The organism is Amycolatopsis sp. CA-128772, from assembly GCF_002904295.1.
In the GTDB taxonomy this organism is placed as follows: Bacteria; Actinomycetota; Actinomycetes; order Mycobacteriales; family Pseudonocardiaceae; genus Amycolatopsis.
Map to the genome: position 1 here is coordinate 215,212 of NZ_PPHG01000025.1, position 2,635 is coordinate 217,846.

At 71.0% G+C, this 2,635-nt stretch carries 3 protein-coding genes; 2 read left to right on the plus strand and 1 reads right to left on the minus strand.

The genetic code is table 11. The features are described from left to right. Nucleotides 1–13: 13 nt before the first annotated feature. Nucleotides 14–583, plus strand: coding sequence for a TetR/AcrR family transcriptional regulator (locus tag C2L59_RS11110; protein WP_103349440.1), 570 nt, complete (start codon nucleotides 14–16; stop codon nucleotides 581–583). Between the two features lie 9 nt (nucleotides 584–592). Here the strand turns inward: C2L59_RS11110 and C2L59_RS11115 are convergent, their stop codons facing one another. Then, a complete protein-coding gene (locus C2L59_RS11115) occupies nucleotides 593–1,774 on the minus strand; it encodes an FAD-dependent monooxygenase (protein WP_103349441.1) in 1,182 nt (393 codons plus the stop codon). A 109-nt stretch (nucleotides 1,775–1,883) separates the two neighbouring features. Between C2L59_RS11115 and C2L59_RS11120 the strand changes: the two genes are divergently transcribed. Next, a complete protein-coding gene (locus C2L59_RS11120) occupies nucleotides 1,884–2,363 on the plus strand; it encodes a MarR family winged helix-turn-helix transcriptional regulator (protein ID WP_103349442.1) in 480 nt (159 codons plus the stop codon). Nucleotides 2,364–2,635: the final 272 nt, after the last annotated feature.

Here is a 2,635-nt window from a genome sequence, read left to right on the forward strand (position 1 = left end):
AGGTGCCTCCGCTTTGCCGTCGCCCGAACCCGGCCGGCCCGTGCGCTCCGACGCGCGCCGCAACCGGGACAAGCTCGTCGCGGTCGCGCGGGCCGCGTTCGCCGCCGCCGCCGGGACCGTCGCCCTGGAAGCCGTCGCCCGCGAGGCCGGCGTCGGGATCGGCACGCTCTACCGGCACTTCCCGACCCGGGAGGCGCTGGTCGAAGCCGTCTACGCGGCGGAACTCGACGACGTCACGGCCGGCGCCCCGGCCCTGCTCGAACGTCTCCCGCCGGAGCGGGCCCTGCGCGCGTGGATGGACCGCTACGCGGCGTTCGTGGCGACCAAACGCGGCATGGCGGACGTGTTGCGCGCCAGCGTGGCGTCCGGCCGCATCGCGACGCCGGCGACGCGGCAGCGCATCACCGCGGCGATCGGCGCGATCCTCGACGCGGGGGCGAAGGCGGGCACGCTGCGCGCCGGAACGGACCCGGAGGACGTCACGCTGCTCCTGCTGGGCGTGTTCCTGTCCACCTCGGGCGAGCAGGACCCCGGGCGGACCCGCCGGATGCTCGACCTGATCGCCGACGCGGTGCGTGCGTAGACCGGCCGGTCACCGCGCCCGCACGGGGAAGTCCGGCAGCGTCAGCGCCGTGTGTTCGGGCCGCGGCGCGCGCCGCGGTGCCGAGGAGAGCTGCCGGAGCCCGGCGTTGCGTTCCTCCAGGGCCTCCGCCGTGGCCGGGAAGAGCGTCGCCTGGCCTTCGCCGACCATCGCCTGGTTGCGCTCGACGAAGTCCCGCAACCGGCTCTCGTAAGCGGCGAAGGCTTGTTCGTGGTCCGGGATGGTGGCCAGGGCGTGGCCGAGCACGTACGCGCCCACGAGGGCGAGGCTGGTGCCCTGGCCGGTCAGGAAGGACGGCGCGTAGGCGGCGTCGCCGACGAGCGCGACGCGGCCGGCCGACCAGCGCGGCAGGTGGATCTGGCTGACCACGTCGAAGAACAGGTCGCCGGCCTCGCCCATCGCCCGCACCATGCCCGGGATTTCCCAGCCGGCGCCGGCGAAGGTGCGGGCGACCAGGTCGCGCTGGGCTTCGGGGTTCCGGAACGCCTCGATCGGCGGCTCCGGCCGGGCGAAGACCAGGAAGCCGTGCACCACCTCGCTGTCGAGGACCGCGTACAGCGCCCCGCCCTTGCCGGGCGTGGTCCAGATGACTCCTTCGCGGGACAGCCCGAAGTCGTTGGGCAGGGTGAAGCCGGCGAAGCTGTAGCCGAGGTAGTGGTGGAACTGCGCCTCGTCGCCGAAGGTCAGCCCGCGAGTGTGCGAGTGCAGGCCGTCGGCGCCGATCACCAGGTCGTAGGTCTCCTGACGGCCGCTCCGGAAGATGACGTCGACCCCGTCGTCGTGCTGCGCCAGGGTTTCGACGGTGTCGCCGAACCGGAAGTCGGCGTCGTCGCGCACCAGGTCGTAGAGCTCGTGGATCAGGTCGCCGCGGCGGACTTCGAGGTCTTCGCCGTCGACGCCGCCGATGACCACGTTCGGGTCCACCGACGCGACTTCGCGGCCGTCGGCGTCGAGGAAGGTCAGCCGCCGCGTGGAGATGTGCCGCTCCTGCAGACGCGGCAGGATCCCCATCCGCCGGACCGCGTCCAGCGCCGTGCCGCGGACGTCGATCGGGTAGCCGCCCGCCCGCAGTTCGGGCGCCTTCTCCACGACGGTGACGGCGAACCCGGCCTGCCGCAGCCAGAAGGCCAGCGCCGGGCCGGCGATGCTGGCTCCCGAGATCAGGATCTTCATGACCACTCCTTTAGCTAACTTAGGTATCTAAAATGAGGGTGCGAGAATGCCCCTTGACCACCCCCGACCCGACCGACTATATACCTAAGTTAGCTATCTAAGAGGTGTGATGGGCGACACAGAAGGCGGCGACCTGCGCTCGGTGCTGCCCCGGATCATGCAGCTGGGCAACCTGATGAACCGCAGCGGCCTCGGCGAGCGGGCGATGAAGCGCATCGGCGCCGACCTCGACCGCCCCGGGCTGTCGATCCTGCTGTCCCTGCACATGACGGGCAAGGCCCTGCGCGTCGGCGAGATCGCGGACCGCATGCAGGTGGCCGGCCCCCACGTGACAAGGCACCTGCACGTACTCGAGCGACGCCGGCTGGTCCGCGGCCTGCCCGACCCCGACGACGGCCGCGCCCGCTTGGTCGAGCTGACCCCGGAGGGCGCGGAAATCGCGGACGGCTACGTCACGACGTTGCTCGGCTGGTTCGGCGAGGCACTGGCCGGCTGGTCCCCGCAGGACCGCCGGACGTTCTACGACCTGCTGCTGCGGTTCACGGACGACTTCGCGGCCTTCCTGTCGGCATCCACCGACGAGGACTGACCCCGAAACCCCCGCAACCCCGATCCGAAACCGGCCGTGGTCACGATAAAAAAATCGGGGTGCAAAAACAACCGGAAAACCCGGCAGAAAGCCGAACACGCATCCCCATTGCCCACTAGTGGACACCCCCGGCCCCGCCGCCGAAGTTGTCCACTAGTGGGCAAACCCTTGCTGTGAACCATAAGCGCTGGTGAACATACCTGTCGTACCGGGGCGAACCACCCCCGGGCCGCGATCGGGCAACCTTCCGCAGACATCGCAAGGGGGACACC

What these genes read in the sequence shown, in the direction of transcription:
- C2L59_RS11120 (WP_103349442.1), top strand. Translation starts at nt 1,884, where the DNA reads ATGGGCGACACAGAAGGCGGCGACCTGCGCTCGGTGCTGCCCCGGATC.
- C2L59_RS11115 (WP_103349441.1), bottom strand. Translation starts at nt 1,774, where the DNA reads ATGAAGATCCTGATCTCGGGAGCCAGCATCGCCGGCCCGGCGCTGGCC.